Below are 18,159 nucleotides of genomic sequence, written 5' to 3'. Positions count from 1 at the left end.
CACGACTGATATGACCCATCTTAAGAAGCTCCTCGCCTGCTGCCTGCCAGCCGAAGCCGTCAAAAATATCCATGAACAGATGTACGTTCACCCGTCGCTACAGCAAGCCGCTTCGGGCATCGTCACCCGGGCCGAGTTGGCCCAGGCGCTGAACATGGCGCTGTTTCACGGCCTGGTGCAGCGTGTGCCGGCCGGGCAGGACTATATCGCCAGCGACGTGGTGGCGCAAAAGCGCCAGGTGGTGTTTGACCACGGCGCGCTGCGTACCGTGCGCTGGGCCAGCGGCGCCCTGCCCGCGGGCGAAGCGGCCTTCACCCGCGTGCTGCGCCCGCTGGGTTTTGAACTGCAGGGCACCTACCCGCTGCCGCGCCTGAAGATGACCGGCCGCGCCTACAGCCACCGCGATTTTCCTGAGGACATCGCGCAGTTTTTTGTGTCTGAACTGCACCCCGAGCAGTTCTCCACGCCCTTCCAGTCGGCCGTGACACGCGTGCTGTCGACCTCGCGCGATCCACTGGGCCCGCAGGACGTGGCCGACCTGGAGCAGCTCACACGCGATGGCATGCTGCCCCTGGCACTGGCACTGCGCTTGCTGCCACAGCTGCTGCAATGCTTTGACCGCCAGCACGGCGTGTTTGGCATGGACGACTATGAATTGCTGCTGGCCGAATCCGCCGAGATGGCGTGGATTGCCACCGAAGGCAATGCCTTCAACCATGCCACCGACCGTGTAAGTGACGTGGACGCGGTGGCCGAACGCCAGCGCGCGCTGGGCCGGCCCATCAAGGACAAGGTCGAGGTGTCGGCCAGCGGGCGTGTGCGGCAGACGGCCTTCCGTGCGGCCACGGTGCAGCGCGAGTTCATCACCGCGCAGGGCCGCGTCACGCGCGACGTGCCGGGATCCTTCTATGAATTCATCACACGTGATGCACTGATACCCATCGCAGCAAACGACCCCGTGCAGGCGCCGCGGCTGGACCTGGCCTTTGACGCCGGCAACGCCACCGGCATTTTCGGCATGACGGCTGCACGCGCATGAGCGCTGTGCGTGCGCTGTACGCGCAGGCCAGCGGCTCACCGATACGCGCCATGCTGGCACTGGCCGGCCAGGAGGGCATGATTTCGCTGGCCGGCGGGCACCCCGATCCGGCCCTGCTGCCTGCCGACTGGCTGCGTGAATCGCTGCAGGACGTGACCGGCAAACTGCAAGGCCGCAACCTGCAGTACGGCGCTACCGAAGGCCTGCCCGAGCTGCGTGAAGCCAGCGCGGCCCTGCTCACACACCGCGGACTGGCGGCCAAGGCGAGCGAGTTGCTCATTACCACCGGTTCGCAGCAGGCCATCGATTTGTTGGCCCGCGTACTCATCGAACCGGGCGAAGGCATCGCGGTCGAGTCGTTTAACTATCCTGCGGCACTGCAGGCTTTTCGTTTTGCGGGCGCGCGGCTGATTGAAGTCCCAACCGACGCACAGGGCATGGATATCGACCGGCTCGAATCCATTCTGCAGGCCGAACGCCCGCGCGTGCTGTATGTGGTGCCCAACTTTGCCAACCCGACCGGCGCCGTGATGCCGCTGGCGCGGCGCGTGCGCCTGCTCGAACTGGCCGCGCAATACGGCGTGACCTTGATGGAAGACGACCCGTATGGTGAGTTGTGGTTTGGCGAGGCGCCGCCACCTCCGCTCGCACAACTCAACCAGCAGGCCGGCTCGCCCGCGCAGGTCGCCTACATGACCAGCTACTCCAAAGTGGTGGCCCCTGCCCTTCGCCTGGGTGTGCTCCTCGCACCGGCGGACATTCTGCGCGCGGTGGTGCTGGCCAAGCAGGCGGCCGACGTGCACAGCGGTTCGCTGGAGCAGCTCACGCTGGCGACCATGCTGGGCTCCTACCGCCTCGCGTCGCACCTGGCCTCGCTGCGCACAGCCTACGCGGCCAAAGGCGCCACGCTGGCCAACGCCTTGCGCGCGCATGCCGGCGGGTTGCTCGAATTCGATGCGCCGCAAGGCGGCATGTTTGTCTGGGCACGACTGCGCAGGGACTTGCCCCTGTTGCCGACAAAAGATTGGGTGGACTTCGGGCTTCGGCATCGAGTGCTGGTAGTACCAGGCGCCGCCTTCAGCATCAGCAACGCCGCACAACCCTGGTTGCGTTTGAGTTTTGCCAACCCATCACAGGCCGCGCTGCAGCAAGGCGCCGAGCGCCTGGGCCGCGGGCTGCAAAGCCTCGCCACCCACACAGCTTCCGATTTCAGGACAACCCACGAAAGGACTTCCGCATGAGTCACTCCAGCGACGTTTCATCCCTCTTTAAAACCCTGGGCGTCAACGCCGACCTCGGCAGCAAGGCGTCCGCGGCCATCGAAGTGGTCACCCCTATCGACGGCAGCCTCCTGGCGCGCGTAGCCATCCACAGCGCCAACGAAGTCGACAGCGCACTGAACGGCGCACACCAGCGTTTCATAGCCTGGCGCAATGTGCCCGCACCCAAACGCGGTGGACTGGTGCGCGCTTTTGGCGAAACCGTGCGCCGCCACAAGACCGAGCTGGGCCGGCTGATCTCGCTGGAGACCGGCAAGATTTTGCAGGAAGGCCTGGGCGAGGTGCAGGAAGTCATCGACATCTGCGAGTTCGCCGTGGGCCTTTCGCGCCAGCTCTACGGCCTCACGATTGCCAGCGAGCGGCCCGACCACAAGCTGCTGGAAACCTGGCACCCCGTGGGCGTGGTCGGCATCATCTCGGCCTTCAACTTCCCGATGGCGGTGTTTGCCTGGAACGCCGCGCTGGCGCTGGTATGCGGCAACACGCTGGCCTGGAAGCCGTCAGAGAAAACACCGCTGTCGGCCATCGCCCTCAACGGCCTCCTGCTGCAAACGGCGAAAGACCTCGGCCTGGCCACCGAAGGACTGAGCGAGCTGCTGATCGGCGAGCGCGCCACCGGCGAGGTGCTGGTCAAGCACCCGCATGTGAAGCTGGTGAGCGCCACCGGCTCCACCGCCATGGGCAAGAACGTGGCGATTACCTGCGCAGGTCTTTTCAAGCGCTCGCTGCTGGAGCTGGGCGGCAACAACGCCGCCATCGTCTGCCCGTCGGCCAACCTGGAACTGGTGGTGCGCGGCGCGGCTTTTGCCGCAGCGGGCACCGCAGGCCAGCGCTGCACCAGCCTGCGCCGCCTGATCGTTCACCGCTCGATCTACCCGGAGCTGGTCAAACGCCTGGTGGCCGTCTTTGAACGCCTTCCCATCGGCAACCCGCTCAAAGACGGCACGCTGGTCGGCCCCTTGATCGATGGCCGCGCATTTGACGTCATGCAGTTGGCCCTGGGCGAAGCGAAGAAGCTGGGCGCCACGGTGCATTTCGGCGAGCGCCAACCGGGCGACGGATCAGCCCACTATGTGCGCCCCGCCATCGTGGAACTGAAGGAGCAGGCCGGCCCCATGCTGCACGAGACCTTCGCGCCGATTTTGTATGTGGTTCCCTACGACAATTTTGACGAAGCCATCGCACTGAACAACGCCGTGGCGCACGGCCTGTCGTCGGCCGTCTTCACGCAGGACTTGCGGGAAGCCGAACAGTTCACCTCAGCGCGCGGTTCCGACTGCGGCATTGCCAACGTCAATATCGGCACCAGCGGTGCGGAAATCGGTGGTGCCTTTGGTGGTGAGAAAGAAACCGGCGGTGGACGCGAGTCGGGCTCCGATTCGTGGAAGGCCTATATGCGCCGCGCGACCAACACGGTCAACTACGGCAGCAGCCTGCCTTTGGCACAAGGGATCCGGTTCGATATCTAAAAGTCGCGAGTCCCCTCTCTTTCCCCCAGCGGGGGAAGGAGCGAGAAACTCAGACGGCGCTGAAATCCGGCTTGCGCTTCTCCATGAAGGCAGAGAAGGCTTCGCGCGCCGCGGGCTCACCCAGCATGCGGCCGAAACTCACGCCTTCTTCGGCCATACGCTCTGCCACGAGGGTGGCGTTGCCTTTTTTCATGAGACGCTTGGTTTCCATCAGCGCGCTGAGCGGTTTGGCGACCAGCTTTTGCGCCTGGCGCTGGGCCAGTGCATTGGCTTCGGCGGGCGGCACGATGCGGTTGATCAGGCCGATCTCCAGTGCGGTCTCGGCCATGAAGGGTTCGCCCAGCAGCAGTGCTTCGGCGGCACGTGGGTAACCCATGAGCTGCGGCACCAGAAAGCTCGACGCGGCTTCAGGGCACAGGCCCAGATTGACAAAAGGCATGGAGAACGCAGCGTTGTCTCCGGCATAGACCAGGTCGCAATGCAGCAGCAGCGTGGTGCCTATGCCGACCGCGGGGCCGCACACAGCGGCTATCAGCGGTTTGGGAAAGCTGCTGATGCCGCGCAGGAAACGGAAGACCGGCGAGTCGGGCGTTGAAGGCGGTTTGTTCAGGAAATCGCCGATATCGTTGCCGGCGGAAAAAATGGTTTCATGTCCCTGGATCACCACCACACGCACGGCTGCATCGTGGTGGGCCGACTCCAGTGCGTCGGCCATGGCGCCATACATGGCGGAGGTGATGGAATTTTTTTTGTCCACACGGTTGAGCGTGATGGTCATCACGCCCGCGTCGACGTGGCTCAGGATTTCGGGAATGCTGCCGGTGGAAATAGGGGTGGGAGTGTTCATGTGTTTTCCGTTAAGACGCAAGTGTAGGGGCCAGCCATGCATGCTGCCCCCGCGGGCCTATTCTTTGTAATAAACAACCTGCGTACTGGTAGCCAGCAGTACTCCCGCTTCGCTCCACAGCTGCGCGGTCTGGTCAAAGAAACCATTGCGAAAGGCCTGGGCCCTGGCTTGCCCCAGCAAATAGCCTTCACCGCATTCAGCCAGTTGCCGGCCGTCGGCGTGGAAGTACGTGGTGATCGACACCGTACCGGCGGGTACACGTGTGGCACGGCGCAGCCAGACCCGCGGATAGAACACGTCGGACATGGCCGCCAGCGCCGGGAAGTCGAGCGGCCGCGGTGGATCGTCGCGCACCCACAGCTGCGTGAGGCTGCCCGTGCCGCTGCCGTCCCAAACCTGCGGAATCGCGCCGCGCACCGGCCGCATGTCGTAGCGATTCGTCCATGCGGAGGTCGAAAACCGCAGCCTGCCTGAAGCGTCGGCAAGCGTGACCGCGGGCATGGGTGTGTCGTTGGCACTCCAGGTCTCGCGGCGCGCAGCCGTAACGGCTGTGGCGGTCATCACAGCGCCTCCGGCATCGCCGTCCTGCGAAAGCTCCACCACCCAGTGCTGGGTGGAGCGGTTGGTGCGGGCCGGCCTGGCCGTGACAGTGAATGGACCTTCGGACATGGCCGCCGCGTAGTTCACCGTCAACGCCACCGGCTCGCCCAGCAGGGCCGGGTGCAACAGGATGGCACGCAAGGCTGTGGCCGCTGTGGTTCCGCCGAAGGGCCCCACCATATTCCAGTATGCGGGGCTGCTGTGACCCAGCCAGGTGTGGGGCCTGTCGCTGCCGGCGGCTTCCAGCCTGAGCGCGTCGTCAAAAGAATGCGTGCTTGTCATGTCGGCAGGTGTGATGGAGCTTTCCGGTTCAAACCGGGACTTTGGCGGCACCGGTCATGCCGTCGATGATCTGCTGGGCACGGGGCCACAAGGTCTGGTTGAACTGTTCCCGGAAGAAGCCAAAATGCCCGATGCGCCTGACCTTGAGATCTGCCGGCGCGATGCGTTCAAAGCTGCGCGGTGCATTGCTGTACAGGTTGATGAGGTTTTGCGTGCCGCGCCAGGTCATCAGCTCGTCGTCGGTCATGGACAGCGCGGTCACCGGAAAACTGACCCGCCCATAACTGAGCCGTGCGCTTTCTCCCTCGGCCCCCACGCTGTAGTGCGGATCCAGGCACCACTTGCGCCACTGCAGCATCACGCCGGCTGGCAGGTCGCCAACTTTCTTTAACCTGCGCCCGGGGAAATAACCACAAAGACGCGTGGCCAAAGGCACCAGCACATACCAGAAGTACAAAATCAGGCGCCTGAGCTGCGGTGCGTTGTCGCGCCAGTACCCGCTTCCTGCCGCGATGCTGACGAGGCCATCGATCTTGTCCTGATTCTTCAGGAAACCCGGCAGCTGCGCGCCCAGGCTGTGACCCAGCAGGTAAAGCGGTGCATCCGGCAAGGCTGCCTTGGCGGCATCCACCACAGCCTCATAGTCGGCGGCCCAGTCGAGCAGGTCGGCCTTGAAACCACGCAGGCTGCCGCTGGCGGTGTTGGGCAAGGACTCGCCCGAACCCCGGTAGTCAAAAGTCACGACGCAAAAGCCCTGGGCAGAAAGCCACTGCGCAAACGGTGCGTAATAGTCTTGCCGCACCCCCATGGCGCCACCGATGACCACGCTGGCACGCGCAGGCGAAGAAGGCGCATAAACGCGAGTGGACAGTTGCGCCGTCCCTGAACTGAGGATCTGCATCTGCATCACATGCTCCTGGAAATGGATGAACTGAACTCGGGCACACGCATCAGGCGTGAAGGTGTTGCACCAGCTGGGGCCAGAAGCTGACACGCAGCTTGTCACGGAAATAGCCAAAGTGCCCTATATGCCTGACACCCAGATTTTCCGGATCAAGGGTCATGCATTGCACCGGTTCACGCCGCACACCGAACAAGGCCACAAACCGGTCTGACGACCACTGTGAAAAAACCTCGTCGTCGCTTGAGTTGAAGTAGGTGATGGGCGTCTCTACGCGTTCAAAACGTTCACGCTGGTGGGCATCGCGCGCCAGGTAGTCCGGATGGCGGCACCAGCGCGTCCATTGCCGCATCACACCTGCGGGAATGTTGCCAACCTTGCGCAGTTTTCTGCCCGGGAAATAACCGAACAACGGTACCAGCAAGGGCGCCCAGATCTGGGTGGCGGCAAACAGGCCCCAACGCGGCACGGCGTTGCGCAGGCGCGGCCAGTAACCGCTGCCGCTGGCAACCAGGACGGCACGCTGAAAGAGGTGAGTGGTTTCGGAACTGGCAAACAATTGCCCGCCCAGGCTGTGCCCCAAGTAGTAAAGCGGGAGGTCCGGCACACGTTGCCGCAAGAACCGGGCAGCGGCGCTCACATCCTGCTGGCCCCAGGTGTCGAAGGTGGCATCGGTGGACGCCACGCGCTCACCGCCGGAGGCAAAAGTGCCGCGGTAGTCGAGCGTCAGCACGGTAAAGCCTTGCGCGGCCAGCCAGCGGGCAAAAGGCTCATAGTGCTGCTGCGGTGTGGCCATGGCACCGGCCAGCAGTACGCCGCCGCGGGCCAGACCGTCCGCGGGGTCTGCTGCAAATACCGTCGCTGCCAGCGCCCAGGAGTCCTGGGTCAGAACCGTGATTCGCTCCATCTTCTGTCTCCAGTCAGGAAAAGCCCAGTCTGCCCCGCAGCTGCCATAACCGCTGCCGCAAGCGCGACAGCGGGGCCGCCGCCGACGGCCTTACACGCGTTCGAAAATACCCGCAGCGCCCTGACCCATACCTACGCACATGGTCACCATGCCGTACTTGAGCTGATGGCGATGCAGCGCATGGATCACGGTCGCGGCGCGGATCGCACCGGTCGCGCCCAGGGGATGGCCCAGCGCGATGGCGCCGCCCATGCGGTTGACCTTGCTGGCATCGAGCTTGAGTGTGTTGATCACCGCCAGCGACTGCGCGGCAAACGCTTCGTTCAGTTCAAACCAGTCGATGTCTTCCTGCTTGAGGCCGGCGTAGCGCAAGGCAGCAGGAATGGCTTCGATCGGGCCTATGCCCATGATCTCGGGCGGCACGCCCTTGGCGGCATAGCTGACAAAGCGGGCCAGCGGCTTCAAGCCGAAGTCCTTGACCGCTTTTTCGCTGGCCAGCACCAGCGCACCCGCGCCGTCGGACGTCTGCGAGCTGTTCCCGGCCGTGACCGAGCCGCGCGCGGCAAACACCGTCTTGAGTTTGGCCAGGCCTTCGAGCGAGGTGTCGGGGCGCGGGCCTTCGTCAAGGCTCACGGTGCGGGTCTTGCTGATAACTTCACCGGTTTCCAGGTTGGCCGTGCGGTCGGTCACTTCAACCGGCGTGATCTCGTTGCTGAACTCGCCGGCCTGCTGCGCCTTGATGGCCTTGAGGTGCGACTCGAGCGCGAACTGGTCCTGCGCCTCGCGCGAAACTTTCCATTGCTGCGCCACCTTTTCGGCCGTCAGGCCCATGCCGTAGGCGATGCCGACGTTCTCGTCGTTCATGAACATATTGGGTGACAGCGAAGGAGAATTGCCGGACATGGGCACCATGCTCATACTCTCGGTGCCGGCGGCGATCATCACGTCGGCCTCGCCCACGCGGATGCGGTCGGCCGCCATCTGGATCGCCGAGAGGCCGGAGGCGCAAAAGCGGTTGACGGTGATGCCGCCCACGCTGGTGGGCAGGCCGGCCAGCACCGCGCCTATGCGCGCCACGTTCAGGCCTTGCGGGCCTTCGGGGATCGCGCAGCCGCAGATGATGTCTTCAATTGCCTTCGGATCGAGCGAAGGCACTTGCGCCAGCGCGGCCTGCAGCGCCTTGACCAGCAGGTCGTCGGGCCGCATATTGCGGAAATAGCCGCGGCCCGAGCGCCCGATGGGCGTGCGGGTGGCGGCGACGATATAGGCTTCCTGGACTTGTTTGGCCATGATGGTTTCCTTCAATTTCTCGGTTAACTTTTCCGCGGGCCGGAGGGAATCCAGGCCCAGACAAATTCGCATTCGACCGGGTTGACGCCGGCTTCATCGGTCACGATGACCGGTACAGTGACTTCACCCTTGTCGCTGGCCTGCATGGCGGCGCGCTGTTCATCGCTCAGCGTGGCCACGGCGCGCAAGGCGCCGGTGGCGCGCTTTTTAAACGCCATCTTCAGTTCCTTGGCCAGCGGGATGCAGTCGTCGCGCACATTCATGCCGACCACCATGCCGGTGGCGGTTTCCGCCAGCAGGTTCATCGCAGAGGCGTGCACGCCGCCAATGTGGTTCTGTACCTTCTTCTCATTCCTGATGCCGATCTCGACCCGGCCTGTGCCCATCTCGAGGAAGTCCAGACCGGCGGTTCCGGTAAAAGGCACAGCGCGGCGCAGCACCACGCTGCGAAACCAGCCGCGCGCAAAGGCCGGCACTTCCTCGAGCCGCTGCAGTTGCCGTGCCAGGCGGTTGGGCTTGTGATCGCTCATGGCGGTTTGGCTGGTCATCAGTTACGAACAGGTTTGCCAGTGCTCATCATTCCCATGATTCGCTCCTGGGTTTTTGGATGCTCAAGAAGAGAGCAGAAAGCTTTGCGCTCCAGGGTCATCAAATACTCTTCCGTCACCAGCGTGCCGGCATCGACGTCCCCGCCGCAGACCACATTCGCGATCAGGCTCGCAATATGGAAGTCGTGCGCGCTGATGAAGCCGCCGTCGCGCATATTGACCAGCTGGCCCTTGATGGTGGCCAGGCCGCTGCGGCCCACCACCGGGAACTGGCGCTTGTGCGGTGCGCGGTAGCCGGAGTTGAACAGCGCGCGCGCTTCATTCAGCGCGACGAACAGCAGCTCGTCCTTGTTCGGCACGATCACGTCGCTGTCGAGCAGGTAACCGATCTTGCGGCTTTCGATGGCACTGGTGCCCACCTTGGCCATCGCGGCGGCCGTGAAGCCTTCGGTGAGGAAAGGCAGGATGTCCTTGTTGGTCGAGGTGCCGGCGTTTTCCGCGGCACGGCGGGCGATGTAGGCCAGGCCACCGGCGCCGGGCACCAGGCCCACACCGACTTCGACGAGGCCGATATAGCTTTCCATCGCGGCGACACGTTTGGCCGAATACACTGCCATTTCGCAACCGCCGCCCAGCGCCAGGCCGCGAATCGCCGACACCACGGGAACCGCCGCGTAGCGCAGCTTGAGCATCACGTTCTGCAGTTCGGCCTCGGCCCCTTCAATCGCCTTGGCGCCGCCCATCATGAAGGCGGGCAGCATGGCTTGCAGGTCGGCGCCGGCAGAGAACATCTCGTCATTCGACCAGATGACCATGCCCTTGTAGCTTTTCTCGGCCAGGTCCACACCCATCGCCAGACCTTCGGCCACGTCCGGGCTGATGGCGTGCATCTTGGTCTTGATGCTGGCGATCAGCACGTCGCCATCCGCACCGTCCAGCGTCCAGAGGCGGATCGCGTCGTCTTCATGCAGCGTGGTGCCTGCCGTCTCAAAAGCAGGTGCCTTGGCACCGAGCACGTCTTCGGGGAAGAACTGGCGCTCATAGACCGGCAGCTTGCGGCGAGGGATGAATTTTTTGGCCGAGGCGCTCCACGAGCCTTCGGCCGTGTGCACGCCACCGGCGTCGGCCACCGGGCCCTTGAACACCCACTCGGGCAGCGGCGCCTTGGACAGCGCCTTGCCTGCATCAATGTCTTCCTGGATCCAGGTAGCGACCTGCTTCCAGCCGGCTTGCTGCCACAACTCGAAGGGGCCTTGCTTGGCGCCAAAGCCCCAGCGCATGGCGAAGTCGATGTCGCGTGCGGTTTCGGCGATGCTTTCCAGGTGCACCGCAGCATAGTGAAACTGGTCGCGCAGGATGGCCCAGAGAAAACGCGCTTCAGCGCCTTCGGCCTCGCGCAAGAGCTTGAGGCGTTCGCCCGCGGGCTTCTTCAGCATGCGACCGACGACTTCATTGGCCTTGGCGCCGGCGGGCACGTATTCCATGCTCTCCGGGTCCAGGCGCAGGATGTCGCGGCCTTGCTTTTTATAGAAGCCGGCGCCGGTCTTCTGGCCCAGGCTTTTGGATTCGAGCAGCTTGGCCAACACGGGCGGCGTGCCATAGACATCGGAAAACGGGTCTTCTACCTTGCCGGGGCCCAGGTTGTCTTGCAGCGTCTTGATGACGTGGGCCATGGTGTCCAGGCCCACCACGTCGGCGGTGCGGAAGGTGCCCGAGCTCGCGCGGCCCAGCTTCTTGCCGGTCAGGTCGTCGACCACGTCGTAGCTGAGCTTGAAGGTGTCGGCCTCCTTGATGGTGGCCAGCATGCTGGCGATGCCGACGCGGTTGGCGATGAAGTTGGGTGTGTCATGGGCACGGATCACGCCCTTGCCCAGCGCGCTGGTGACAAAGGCCTCCAGGTCGTCCAGCACCTTGGGTTCGGTGGTCGGCGTGTTGATCAGCTCCACCAGCGTCATGTAGCGCGGGGGGTTGAAGAAGTGAATGCCGCAAAAGCGCGGCTTGATGGATTCGGGCAGCGCCTCGCTGAGCTTGGTGATGGACAGGCCCGAGGTATTGCTGGCCACGATGGCGCCTTCAGCAATGAAGGGCGCGATCTTGTGGTACAGGTCGGTCTTCCAGTCCATGCGCTCGGCAATCGCCTCGATGATGAGGTCGCACTCCCTGAGCAGCTCCATGTTCTCTTCGTAGTTGGCCTGCTGGATCAGCGCCGCGTCTTCGGGCACACCCAGCGGCGCTGGCTTGAGCTTCTTGAGGCCTTCGACCGCCTTGATGACGATGCCGTTCTTCGGGCCGTCCTTGGCCGCAAGGTCGAACAGCACCACAGGCACCTTGACGTTGACCAGATGGGCGGCGATCTGCGCGCCCATGACACCGGCGCCGAGGACGGCGACTTTTTTGACTTGGAATCGGGACATGGTTAAGACCTGGTTGAGGGAATCTGGTTGAAAAATTCAAGCACGGCGCTCCAGTAGCGCTGTGGCTCGTCGCGCATGCCGTGGGTGTGGTCGGCGCGTTCAAGGATCAGGCGCTGGATGCGTTCAGGACGTGAAGCAGCCTGCTGCAAGGCATCGCCGAAATGCACCGGCGTCCAGCGGTCGCCCTGGCTGTGGATCAGCAGCACGTCTACGTCGCGCATGTTGGCAAGGTGGTGTACGGGCCGCAGGCGCAACTCGCCTTGCGGGTTAATGCGCCGGCTGATGTTGAGCACGGCATGGGCAAAAGGATAAGCTTTCCAGAAATCGGGCAGCGAGGGCGCGCAAGCTTCAGCCACCACCTTGTCGTAAGGAAAATCCGCTTCGTCAATCGCACTCAGCGTGTTGATCGCGCCGAAAGACGCCGTCAGCGCATGCACCGGCAGCCCGGCAAAAGCGCCACGCGCCCAGGAGCCCACCGATATCACGTCACCGGGGTAATCGAAGTTGGTCGACGGGCTTTCACCGAAACCGTTGAAGTCGAAAGCCACCACATGAAAGCCCGCATCGAGCAGCGCCTGGGCATGGCCGTGGCGCAGCCAAAAACCCTTGCAGGCAAAACCCATGGGATGGGCGCACACCACCACACCGCGCGGTGCCAGCGGTGTACGCGCCACGATGGCCTCAAGCTGGCTGGTGCTTCGGCTGGCTATCTGCACCCGTTCCCAGCCTTCTTGCGGCACGTCCGCCGGCCAACGCCAGGGTTTCATGAAGCGGCCGAAAAACGGCTTTTTGAGAAGATGGTGGCCATACCAGCGGCGCGCGGCCGGCACAGTGCTGCCACCGGCGCCGAAAGGCAGTGACCGCAAACGGGAAATGGCTTCACCCATGGCGAGTCCTCACTTTCAGCATGCTCATTGCACACGCACCCAGGTTTGGGTGCGGCCAAAAGGCCCGATGGAGCCGCGGACTTCCATCTTCTTGCCACCCTCAACGGGTGTCATCTTGAGGGAATAGCTTTTGCCGTTCTCGGGGTCGAGTATCTTGCCGCCTTCCCAAACGTCGCCATCGGATGACTTCTTGGCGCCCCGAATGATCTCAAGGCCCAGCCGAGGCTTGTCCTTGCGGTCATCCGTGCATTCGGTGCAGATGTCGTCGGGTTTGACGCCCGGGGACAGGCGCTTTTCGACTTTTCCGCTCAACACGCCACCTGTGTCGACAATACGCACCTCGACTTTGGGGTCGCCGGTTTTTTCATCGAAACCGCGCCACAAGCCTACGGGCGTGTTCTGGGCAAGCGCGGGGATAGCGAAAAGACTGAATGCCAGGAACAACAAATTGCGTTTCATGGTGGTGTCTCCCTTGATCTGTTCAGATGGTTCAGGCCAGTGCTTCGTCTGTTTCCATGAGCGCCTTGCTGCCCGAGCGTGCGGTGCGCATCAGCGTTGCGGTTTCGGGGAACAGCTTGGCGAAGTAAAAGCGTGCGGTTTGCAGTTTGGCGACATAGAACTTGTCGGTGTTGCCGGCAGCAATTTCACGCAGCGCGGTTTGCGCCATCAATGCCCAGAAGTAGCCAAACACCAGGTGGCCGGCCACGCGCAGGTAGTCCACTGCGGCGGCGCCCACTTCGTCGGGGTTCTGGAAGCCCTTGAAGCCCAGCTCGGTGGTGAACTTGGTCATCTGGTCGGCCAGGTAAGCCAGCGGGTTGATGAACTCGGCCATCTTCTCGTTGACGCCTTCTTCGGCGATCAGCGCACCGATCACCTTGCCGAATTTCTTCAGCGTGGCGCCATTGTTGCCCAGCACCTTGCGGCCCAGCAAGTCCAGCGACTGGACGGTGTTGGTGCCTTCGTAAATCATGTTGATGCGGTTGTCGCGCACAAACTGCTCCATGCCCCACTCTTTGATGAAGCCGTGGCCGCCGAAAACCTGCATGCAGGCGTTGGTGGAGATGTGGCCGTTGTCGGTCAGGAAGGCTTTGACGATGGGCGTGAGCAGTGCAACGATTTCGCCGGAGTCCTTGCGCACTTTTTCATCGGGGTGATGCAGTTCCTTGTCGAGTAGCAGCGTGCAGTAAATCGCCAGCGCCCGGCCGCCTTCGGCATAGGCCTTGGCCGTCAACAGCATCTTGCGCACGTCGGGGTGCACGATGATCGGGTCGGCCGGTTTGTCTTTGGCTTTGACGCCGGACAGTGAACGCATCTGGATACGGTCCTTGGCGTAGGCCAGCGCATTTTGAAAGGCTACTTCGGTCAGGCCCAGCGACTGGTTGCCCACGCCCAGGCGTGCGGCATTCATCATCACGAACATCGCGGCCAGACCCTTGTTGGGCGCGCCCACCATGGTGCCGACAGCGTCTTCGAGCACCATCTGCGCGGTGGCGTTGCCGTGGATGCCCATCTTGTGCTCCAGGCCGCCACAGTAAATGCCGTTGCGCGAGCCGATGGCGCCGTCTTTGCCGATGTTGAACTTGGGCACCGCGAACAGGCTGATGCCCTTGCTGCCCTGGGGCGCATCAGGGAGGCGGGCCAGCACCAGGTGCACGATGTTGGCGGCCATGTCGTGTTCACCGGCGCTGATGAAGATCTTGTTGCCGGTCAGGCGGTAGGTGCCGTCGGGTTGCGGTTCGGCCTTGGTGCGCAACAGGCCCAGGTCGGTGCCGCAGTGCGGCTCGGTCAGGCACATGGTGCCGGTCCATTCGCCGCTGGTGAGCTTGGGCAGGTAGAGCTTTTTCTGTTCGTCGGTGCCGTGGGCATGCAGGGCTTCGTAAGCGCCGTGCGACAGGCCCGGGTACATGGTCCAGGCCTGGTTGGCCGAGTTCAGCATTTCATAGAGGCACTGGTTCAGCACAAAAGGCAGGCCCTGGCCGCCATATTCCGGGTCGCAGCTGAGCGCGGCCCAGCCACCTTCGACGTACTGCGCGTAAGCTTCCTTGAAGCCTTTGGGCGGCGTGACTTCGTGTGTCGTTTTGTCGAGCTTGCAACCCTCTTCGTCGCCGCTGATGTTCAGCGGAAAAGTCACTTCAGCGGCAAACTTTCCGGCCTCCTCGAGTACAGCGTTGATGGTCTCGACATCGACGTCCGCATGCTTTGGGATGGCCTTGAATTCATCGGTGACCTTGAGCACTTCGTGCATGACGAATTGCATGTCGCGCAGGGGCGGGCTGTACTGAGGCATGGTGGATTCCTTTTGCTTAAACTGGTTTGGAAGGGGATGCCTTGCCGGAAGCTTTCTTCGGCAAGGTGGAAAGGGGGGCGTCGCTGCCATAGCGCGCCAGGATGTTGGCAAAGCCGGTATTGGCGCGGTCCATGGAGCCCGGCGTCTTGAGGAAGCGGGCTTCGTAGTGCAGCGCCAGGATCAGGCCGTGGATCTCAAAGGCCATCTGGTGCTCGTCAGCGTCAGCATGCAGGTGACCAGCCTCTTTGGCCTGCACCACAGCGCGGTACATGGCGGCCAGCCAGGTTCGTACCGAACCCGCCAGCGCATCGCGCACCGGGCCGGGCCTGTCGTCAAATTCGACGGCGCCGCTGATGTAAAGGCAGCCCGAGTCGATTTCAAGCGAGGTGCGTTTCATCCAGTTATGAAACAGTGCCGCCAGACGAGGCAGGCCGCGCGGCTGCTGCAGCGCCGGAAAGAAGACCTCTTCTTCAAAGCGCACGTGGTATTCGCGGATAACGGAGATCTGCAGCTCTTCGCGCGAGCCGAAATGGGCGAACACGCCCGACTTGCTCATGCGCATGACCTCGGCCAGCGCGCCTATGCTCAGGCCTTCCAGCCCGATCTGCGTGGCCAGGCCCAGGGCGGCGTCCACAATGGCGGCCTTGGTCTGCTGGCCTTTTTGCTGGCTTTTGGCCACAGCGCTGCCCGTTGCCGGGGCGCGGGAGGCTTTAGCGGGAAGTTCTGTGATGGCCATGAGGTGCTACAAAATAAAACGAACGGTCGTTCTATTTTGCAACACTTTGATGACCATGCAAAGGCCATAGGCTTTTCTAGGGCATTCGGCCTAGGACCAACACGGGTAAACCCTCGGATGTTGGCTCACCCCCGTCCAAGCTCACTGCGTGTGGCTTGTTCCCCCCTCCAGGGGGCGGCGCCTGGGGCCGGCGAAGCCGGACCCTCGGCACCCACTGGTGGAATACCCCACCCTGGATACGCGGCTAGAGAGCGTGGGGGCTACTTCTTGTAGGGCACAACGGTTTGATGCTGCTCGCCCAGGCCTTCGATGCCCAGGGAGATTTTGTCGCCCTTCTTCAGGTACACAGGCGGCTTCATGCCCAGGCCCACGCCGGGCGGTGTGCCGGTGGTGATGACGTCGCCGGGCTCCAGCGTCATGAACTGGCTGACGTAGCTGACGATTTTGGCGACGCTGAAGATCATGGTCTTGGTGTTGCCCTTTTGCACGCGCTTGCCGTTCACCTCGAGCCACAGGCCCAGCTTTTGCGGGTTGGGTACTTCGTCGCGCGTGACCAGCCAGGGGCCGAGCGGGCCGAAGGTGTCGCAACCTTTGCCCTTGTCCCAGGTGCCGCCGCGCTCAATCTGGAATTCGCGCTCGCTCACGTCGTTGATGGTGCAGTAGCCGGCCACGTAGTCCAGCGCTTCCTTTTGCGACACGTAGCGGGCCGTCTTGCCGATGATCACGCCGAGCTCGACCTCCCAGTCGGTCTTGACCGAGCCTTTGGGCAGCATGATGGGGTCGTTCGGGCCCTGGATGCAGCTGGTGGCTTTCATGAACACGACCGGCTCGGCGGGAATCGGCAAGCCCGATTCGGCCGCGTGGTCGGCGTAGTTCAGGCCGATGGCGATGAACTTGGGCACGCCGGTGACGGGGCTGCCATAACGCGGCGAGCCTTTGACCAGCGGCAGCTTGTCGGCTTTGAGCTTGCGCAGTTTGGCAATCGCAGCATCGCCAAGCTGATCCGGGCCGATGTCCTTGATGACAGCGCTCAGATCGCGCAGCTTGCCGTTGGCATCAATAAGGCCGGGCTTTTCCTTGCCGGGGTTGCCATAGCGAACGAGTTTCATGGTTTTTCCTTTTGATAAATCGGATGAAAGATTAATAAGTGGAGCGGCCGCCCGAGAGATCGAAAACGGCGCCGGTTGAGAACGAGCAATCTTCGGTGCACAGCCAGCCGACCATGGCGGCTACCTCATCGGGCGTGCCGAAGCGGCCCATGGGGATTTTAGAAAGCATGAACTGTATGAACTCGGGCGTCATTTGCTCAAAAATCGGCGTTTTCACCGCGGCCGGTGTGATGCAGTTGACGCGCACACCTGTATCGGCGAGTTCCTTGCCCAGGGATTTTGTCAGGGCGATCACCGCGGCCTTGCTCGCGCTGTAGGCGCTGGCATTCGGGTTGCCGTCTTTGCCGGCCACCGAGGCAACATTGACGATGCGGCCATAGTTGCGTGCACGCATGTGCGGCACGATTTCACGGCAGCAGAAGAACAGGCCGTTGAGGTTGACCTGCTGCACCTGCATCCATTGCTCGGGTGGGTAGTCCCACAGCTTGACGTTGGGACCGGTGATGCCGGCCGAGTTGACAAGCGCGTCAATAGCAGGGTTGTGGGCCACAGTTTGTTTGACCGCCTCCACCACGCTGGCATGGCTGGCCACATCGACGGCTACCGTATGCACCCCGGCGCCCAGCGCGCCCCTGGCCGTGGCCAGTGCCTCGGGGTTGATGTCCCAAAGCGTCACCGTGCCGCCCGACGCCAGCACGCGCTGAGCCACCGCAAAACCCAAGCCGACCGCACCACCGGTGATGACCGCATGGCGCCCCTTCAGGTCCAGCTGGTTCATATGGTGATGCCACCGTCCACGTTGTAGGCCTGGCCGGTCACAAAAGCAGCCTCGTCGCTGGCCAGAAAGACCACCAGCGGGGCAATCTCATGCGCCTGCGCCAGGCGCCCGAGCGGCTGGCGTGCGATGAAGGCCTTGCGGGCCGCCACGGGATCTTCGTTGGCATTGATACGGTCCTGTAGCGAAGGCGTGTCTACCGTACCAGGGCAAATCGCATTGCAACGCACGCCGTCACCCACAAAGTCGGCCGCGACGCTTTTGGTGAGGCCAATCACTGCCGCCTTGGTGGTGCCATACACAAATCGGTTGGGCAGGCCTTTGATGCTGCTGCAGACGCTGGCCATGTTGACAATGCTGCCGCCCTTTTTGGCCTGCATGCCGGGCAGCACGGCCTGGATCATCCAGAACTGGGCGCGCACGTTGAGGTTGAAGGCGAACTCAAGATCGGCATCGGTGGCCTGCAGGGCTGTGCCCCCGTGGACAAAACCGGCGCAGTTAAAAAGAATGTCCATGGGCGGCAGGCCGCCTACCAGTTTCTGGATCGCCGCCTTGTCCAGCACGTCCAGGGGCAGCGCCGTGATGTTGGCCGCCCCTTTGTAGCTTTCCAGCAGCTCGGGTTTCAGGTCGGTGGCCCAGACCTGCGCGCCTTCGGCCGCCAGCGCCAGTGCGGTGGCATGGCCGATTCCCTGGCCGGCTGCGGTCACCAGCGCTTTTTTTCCTTCAAGTCTCATCTTCACTCCTACAGGGTTTTGCCGGATGTTGTCCCGGGGGTTTCATGGGATTAT

17 protein-coding genes are annotated in these 18,159 nt (G+C 63.1%); 3 read left to right on the top strand and 14 right to left on the bottom strand.

The genetic code is table 11. The features are described from left to right. Positions 1-10: 10 nt before the first annotated feature. The 3 genes from AC1DU8_RS02665 to amaB are packed head-to-tail and all read left to right on the top strand — an operon-like array spanning position 11 to position 3,788. A complete protein-coding gene (locus tag AC1DU8_RS02665; RefSeq protein ID WP_457281167.1) occupies positions 11-1,039 on the top strand; it encodes a DUF1338 domain-containing protein in 1,029 nt (342 codons plus the stop codon). Further along, positions 1,036-2,280: an aminotransferase-like domain-containing protein gene (locus AC1DU8_RS02660; protein WP_457281168.1), complete on the top strand. Its 1,245-nt coding sequence runs from the start codon at positions 1,036-1,038 to the stop codon at positions 2,278-2,280. Before AC1DU8_RS02665 ends, AC1DU8_RS02660 begins: the two co-directional genes overlap by 4 nt. Further along, positions 2,277-3,788, top strand: coding sequence for an L-piperidine-6-carboxylate dehydrogenase (gene amaB, locus AC1DU8_RS02655; protein ID WP_477726418.1), 1,512 nt, complete (start codon positions 2,277-2,279; stop codon positions 3,786-3,788). The genes AC1DU8_RS02660 and amaB overlap by 4 nt, the downstream gene beginning before the upstream one ends. Before the next feature lie 49 nt (positions 3,789-3,837). On the opposite strand, the gene AC1DU8_RS02650 is transcribed toward amaB, so the two are convergent. From AC1DU8_RS02650 to AC1DU8_RS02585, 14 genes are all read right to left on the bottom strand, one after another. Continuing rightward, a complete protein-coding gene (locus AC1DU8_RS02650) occupies positions 3,838-4,635 on the bottom strand; it encodes an enoyl-CoA hydratase (protein WP_477666589.1) in 798 nt (265 codons plus the stop codon). Positions 4,636-4,692: 57 nt separating this feature from the next. Then, on the bottom strand, positions 4,693-5,517 hold the full coding sequence (locus tag AC1DU8_RS02645; protein WP_477666588.1) for an acyl-CoA thioesterase: 825 nt from the start codon (positions 5,515-5,517) through the stop codon (positions 4,693-4,695). A 28-nt stretch (positions 5,518-5,545) separates the two neighbouring features. Continuing rightward, positions 5,546-6,424, bottom strand: coding sequence for an alpha/beta hydrolase family protein (locus tag AC1DU8_RS02640; RefSeq protein WP_477666587.1), 879 nt, complete (start codon positions 6,422-6,424; stop codon positions 5,546-5,548). A 43-nt stretch (positions 6,425-6,467) separates the two neighbouring features. Further along, the gene (locus AC1DU8_RS02635) at positions 6,468-7,325 is read right to left on the bottom strand and encodes an alpha/beta hydrolase family protein (protein WP_477666586.1); all 858 of its coding nucleotides are present in this window, start codon (positions 7,323-7,325) and stop codon (positions 6,468-6,470) included. 90 nt (positions 7,326-7,415) lie between these two features. Next, a complete protein-coding gene (locus AC1DU8_RS02630) occupies positions 7,416-8,615 on the bottom strand; it encodes an acetyl-CoA C-acyltransferase (protein ID WP_457281174.1) in 1,200 nt (399 codons plus the stop codon). A 23-nt stretch (positions 8,616-8,638) separates the two neighbouring features. After that, a complete protein-coding gene (locus tag AC1DU8_RS02625; RefSeq protein ID WP_457281645.1) occupies positions 8,639-9,145 on the bottom strand; it encodes a DUF4442 domain-containing protein in 507 nt (168 codons plus the stop codon). Between the two features lie 17 nt (positions 9,146-9,162). Next, complete coding sequence (locus AC1DU8_RS02620; RefSeq protein ID WP_477666585.1) at positions 9,163-11,577, bottom strand: 3-hydroxyacyl-CoA dehydrogenase/enoyl-CoA hydratase family protein; 2,415 nt, start codon at positions 11,575-11,577, stop codon at positions 9,163-9,165. A 2-nt stretch (positions 11,578-11,579) separates the two neighbouring features. Then, entirely contained in the window at positions 11,580-12,464 is an 885-nt protein-coding gene (locus AC1DU8_RS02615) for an alpha/beta hydrolase family protein (RefSeq protein ID WP_457281176.1), read from the bottom strand. Between the two features lie 24 nt (positions 12,465-12,488). Then, on the bottom strand, positions 12,489-12,923 hold the full coding sequence (locus tag AC1DU8_RS02610; RefSeq protein ID WP_477666584.1) for a DUF2147 domain-containing protein: 435 nt from the start codon (positions 12,921-12,923) through the stop codon (positions 12,489-12,491). Between the two features lie 31 nt (positions 12,924-12,954). Continuing rightward, positions 12,955-14,751: an acyl-CoA dehydrogenase C-terminal domain-containing protein gene (locus tag AC1DU8_RS02605; protein WP_457281178.1), complete on the bottom strand. Its 1,797-nt coding sequence runs from the start codon at positions 14,749-14,751 to the stop codon at positions 12,955-12,957. 16 nt (positions 14,752-14,767) lie between these two features. Further along, positions 14,768-15,487, bottom strand: a complete 720-nt coding sequence (locus tag AC1DU8_RS02600; protein ID WP_457281179.1) for a TetR/AcrR family transcriptional regulator — start codon at positions 15,485-15,487, stop codon at positions 14,768-14,770. Between the two features lie 260 nt (positions 15,488-15,747). Further along, positions 15,748-16,596 (bottom strand): fumarylacetoacetate hydrolase family protein, encoded by an 849-nt coding sequence (locus AC1DU8_RS02595; protein WP_457281180.1) that lies wholly within the window; start codon positions 16,594-16,596, stop codon positions 15,748-15,750. 31 nt (positions 16,597-16,627) lie between these two features. Then, positions 16,628-17,374 carry an SDR family NAD(P)-dependent oxidoreductase gene (locus tag AC1DU8_RS02590; RefSeq protein ID WP_477666583.1) on the bottom strand — a complete coding sequence of 249 codons (747 nt, stop codon included), beginning with the start codon at positions 17,372-17,374 and terminating at the stop codon, positions 16,628-16,630. Next, positions 17,371-18,105 carry an SDR family oxidoreductase gene (locus AC1DU8_RS02585; protein ID WP_457281182.1) on the bottom strand — a complete coding sequence of 245 codons (735 nt, stop codon included), beginning with the start codon at positions 18,103-18,105 and terminating at the stop codon, positions 17,371-17,373. Before AC1DU8_RS02585 ends, AC1DU8_RS02590 begins: the two co-directional genes overlap by 4 nt. Positions 18,106-18,159: the final 54 nt, after the last annotated feature.

Source organism: Polaromonas sp. P3_A5, assembly GCF_056403055.1.
Note: the sequence above shows the minus strand (reverse complement) of the source record. Positions and strands in the feature narration are given on the sequence as shown.